The organism is Streptomyces sp. NPDC059900, from assembly GCF_050270335.1.
GTDB lineage: Bacteria > Actinomycetota > Actinomycetes > Streptomycetales > Streptomycetaceae > Streptomyces.
This window is the reverse complement of the sequence record NZ_JBNNJZ010000710.1, coordinates 1-3,778: the sequence shown is the minus strand read 5'-3', so window position 1 is coordinate 3,778 and position 3,778 is coordinate 1. Positions and strand designations below refer to the sequence as shown.

The window sequence follows — 3,778 nt, the reverse complement described above, 5'->3', positions numbered from 1 at the left end:
GTACACGAAGGACCACCCGGACAACGGCCTCGCCCGTTATCTGCCCGCCCTGCGCAAGGTCGACGGCACCGACTCGCACGAGGGCCTGGACCCCGGCTTCACCAAGGCCTGGAAGGCGGAGGCCGAGAAGCCCGCGTTCCGCAAGGCCCAGAACAACGCCCGCGACCGCATCTACTTCGACCCCGCGGTCCGCCTCGCCAAGCTCGACGGGCTCGGCACGCTCGGGCAGTTCATCTACTACGACGCGATGGTCCTGCACGGCCCCGGCACCGGGCCGCGCGGCTTCTACGGCCTGCGCGAGGCGGCGCTCAAGGAGGCGAACACGCCGGCGCAGGGCGGCAAGGAGAAGGCGTACCTCGACATCTTCCTGGACATCCGCCGGGCGGCCATGAAGGAGGAGAAGTCGCACCGCGACACGACGCGCGTGGACACCGCCCAGCGGGAGTTCCTCTACGACGGCAATCTGGACCTGAAGACGCCGCTGACCTGGAAGGTGTACGGGGAGACGTTCAGGGTCCCGAAGTCCTGAACGCCTCCCGCGGGGCTCAGCCCTTGACGGCTCCCGCCGCCAGGCCCGAACCGAGCTTCCGGTGCACGATCACGAAGAAGATCATCACCGGCACGGTGACCAGCGTGGAGCTGGCCATGACCGGGCCCCAGGCCGTGGAGTTCTCGCCGAAGAACTGGTAAATGCCCACGGCGGCCGTGTACTTGTCGCTGCCCTTCATGAAGGTGTACGCGAAGACGAACTCGTTCCACGCCGTGATGAAGGCGAAGATCGAGGTCGCCACGAGCCCGGGGGCCACCAGCGGAAGCAGCACCGACCGGAACATCCGCCACCAGGAAGCCCCGTCGATGTACGCCGCCTCCTCGACCTCCTTGGGGATGGTCTGGACGAAGCCGCGCAGGGTCCAGATCGCGAAGGGCAGCGAGAGCGCGACGTAGACGATCGTCAGGCCGAGCAGCGAGTTGAGCATGTCGTAGTCCCGCATCTGGATGAAGAGCGGGATGACGAGCGCCTCCAGCGGCACCATCTGCACGATCAGGACCATGATCAGTACCGAGGTGCGGAACCGGAACTTGAAGCGGGCCACCGCGATGGCCGCGAAGAGCGAGAGCAGCGCGGCGGCCAGGATCGTGCCGAAGCCGACGAGCGCCGAGTTCAGCAGGTACGTGCCGAAGTTGCCCTTCTCGAACACATAGGTGAAGTGCTCGAAGCTGATGCCGCTGGGCAGCACGTCCGAACCGCGGGTGACCGCCTTCGGGTCGAGCGCCGTGGAGATCATCCAGTACACGGGGAAGAGCGTGAAGAGCAGCAGCGCGGCTACCGCGACGGGCAGCCCGATGCGTGCGGCGGGTGTGGTGCGGCGGGTCGTCACAGGTCCTCCTCCCCCTGCCGGAACAGCGTGCGGATGTAGACGATCGTGATGGCGAGGAGCAGCAGTGTCAGCAGGACCGCGGCTGCCGCGCCCGTGCCGTAGTCGTTCTTGGCGAACGCCTGGATGTAGGAGAAGACGCCGAGGTTGTAGACCTCTTCGTTGGCCCCGTCGCCGCCCGGCATCAGATAGATCTGGGTGAAGACCTTGAAGTCCCAGATGGTGGAGAGGATGGTCACCACGAGGAAGACCGGCTTGATCGTCGGCACCGTGATGTTCCAGAACCGCTGCCACGCGTTGGCGCCGTCCAGTTCGCCCGCTTCGTAGAGCTCCTTGGGGATCGTCATCAGGCCCGCGAGGACGGTGATGGCGACGAACGGGAACCCGTGGTGCACGACGTTCAGGGTCGCGATCGCGTAGAACGGGCCGCGCTCGGTGAACCAGTTGGTGGTGTCGGGGTCGATGAGCCCGATCGAGCCCGCGATCTGGCTGACCATGCCGTCCTGCGGCTGGAAGAGCCAGATCCAGACGTACGTCCCGGTGACGGCGGGCATCGCCCAGGCCGCGAGGATCGCGATGGAGCAGATGAGCCGCCAGGTCGAGCCGAGGCGGTTGAGCAGCAGCGCGACGAGCGTGCCGAGCGCGACGGTCAGGCCGACGCAGGCGATCGCGAAGAACGCCGTGTTGGGCAGGACCGTCTTCCACAGCAGGCCGCTGCCGAGCAGGTCGGTGTAGTGGTCGAATCCGGTGTACGTGCCGACGCCGCCGCCGAATTTGACGGCGTAGTCCTGCAACGAGAGCTTGCCGACCTGGATCAGCGGCCAGAGCAGCAGGCCCGCGAGGACCACGAGGGATGGCGCGAGGAGCAGCCACGGCCGGGTGAGGCCGATCAGCTTCTTCTTGCGGAGGGCTGCTTCGTGTTCCGGTCGGGTGGCGGGGCGGCGGCGGACCGTGGTGTCTTCTTCCGGCCCGCCGCCGACAAGCGTGCTTTTCACAGTGCCGACTCGCCCTTGCCTACTTGTCCTTGGCGAAGATGGCGTCCATGTCCTTGGCGGCCTTGTCCGCCGCTTCCTGGACGGAGGACTTGCCGGTCAGGATGGACTGCACCATGCCGGGGATGACCTTGGAGGCCTGGATCTCGCCGTACGCCTTGGTCTTGGGGACGGTCGCGCCGGCCTCCAGCATCTGCTTGGCGAACGGCTCGACCAGCGGGTCCTTCTTCGCCTCGATCTTCTTCAGCTCGGAGTTCTGACCGGGGAAGTAGTTGGTCTCGGCGGCCCACTTGGCCGCGAAGTCACCCGTGGTCAGCATCTTCACGAACTCCCAGGCGAGGTCCTTCTTGTCCGTGTTGAACGTGGACAGGTAGGAGCCGCCGAGGAAGGACTTGCTCATGCCGCCACTCTGGCCGGGGATCGGCACCGCGGCGAGCTTGCCCTTCAGGTCCGGGTTCGCGTCGACGATGGCCTTGGGGGTCCAGTTGCCGCCGACGGCCATGGAGATCTGGCCCTTGTTCCAGGCGTCGCCGACCTCCTTCTCCGTCCAGGTGTTGACCTTGGCCGGGGAGACCTTGTCCTTGGTGGCGAGGCCCGTGTAGAACTCGATGCCCTTCACGGCCTCCGGCGAGTTGATGCCGGACTTCCACTTGCCGCCCTGCTCGGTGGCGAGTTCGCCGCCTGCGCCCCAGATGAAGGGGGCCGCGAACATCTCGGCGCCGCCCGCGACCGGGAAGGGGATCATCCCGGGCTCCTTGTCCTTGAGCGTCTTGGCCGCGGACTGGAGCTCCTTCCAGGTGGTCGGCGCCTTCAGCTTGTGCTTCTCGAAGATGTCCTTGCGGTAGACGATGCTGCGTACGCCCGCGTACCACGGCATGCCGTACTGCTTGCCGTCGAGCGTGCCCGCGTCCTTGAGGCCCTCGACCAGGTCGTCGTTGAGGCCCGACTTCTTGACGTTGTCCGTCACGTCGACGAGCGCGCCGGTCTCGGCGAACTGCGGCACCCAGGTCGTGCCGACCTCGGCCACGTCCGGGACCTGGTCCTCGCCGCCCTCGATGGCGGTGGTGAACTTCTTCTGCGCGGTGGCCCACTGCTGGTACTCGACGTGGATCTTGGCGCCGGTCTTCTTCTCGAAGGCCTTGCCGGCCTCGGCGAAGAACGGCCGGGCGTCGGGGTTGGTCCCCTCCATGATCCACACGGTCAGGGTCTTGCCCTTGCCGTCCGCCTTGTCTCCGCCGTCGCTCCCGTCATCGCCGCCGCATGCCGTCGCGGTCAGTCCGAGCGTCATGGCGATACCTGCCGCGATGACCCGTCGCTTCATACCGGCCCCCTCATGGGTTCGTGCTGATTACTGCGCCGATCCGTTCGTGGGAGCGATTGTGGTCACAGGCTCTCGGCGCGGTCTAGACC

General features: G+C 66.7%; 4 protein-coding genes. 1 reads left to right on the top strand and 3 read right to left on the bottom strand.

Going from position 1 to position 3,778, the window contains the following annotated elements; all coding sequences use genetic code 11:
• On the top strand, positions 1–529 hold a 529-nt coding region (locus ACQKIP_RS42495; protein ID WP_427745458.1), incomplete at its 5' end, for a chitosanase.
• Positions 530–545: 16 nt separating this feature from the next.
• On the opposite strand, the gene ACQKIP_RS42490 is transcribed toward ACQKIP_RS42495, so the two are convergent.
• Genes ACQKIP_RS42490 through ACQKIP_RS42480 form a run of 3 tightly spaced genes read right to left on the bottom strand, consistent with a single transcriptional unit; the run spans position 546 to position 3,689 of the window.
• Positions 546–1,379, bottom strand: coding sequence for a carbohydrate ABC transporter permease (locus ACQKIP_RS42490; RefSeq protein WP_365852923.1), 834 nt, complete (start codon positions 1,377–1,379; stop codon positions 546–548).
• Complete coding sequence (locus ACQKIP_RS42485; protein WP_365852921.1) at positions 1,376–2,371, bottom strand: carbohydrate ABC transporter permease; 996 nt, start codon at positions 2,369–2,371, stop codon at positions 1,376–1,378. Before ACQKIP_RS42485 ends, ACQKIP_RS42490 begins: the two co-directional genes overlap by 4 nt.
• Positions 2,372–2,390: 19 nt before the next feature.
• Positions 2,391–3,689 carry a sugar ABC transporter substrate-binding protein gene (locus ACQKIP_RS42480; RefSeq protein WP_365852919.1) on the bottom strand — a complete coding sequence of 433 codons (1,299 nt, stop codon included), beginning with the start codon at positions 3,687–3,689 and terminating at the stop codon, positions 2,391–2,393.
• Positions 3,690–3,778 lie beyond the last annotated feature (89 nt).

Excerpts from the sequence above, each read along its gene's own strand:
- ACQKIP_RS42480 (WP_365852919.1), bottom strand. The coding sequence starts at position 3,689 with ATGAAGCGACGGGTCATCGCGGCAGGTATCGCCATGACGCTCGGACTG.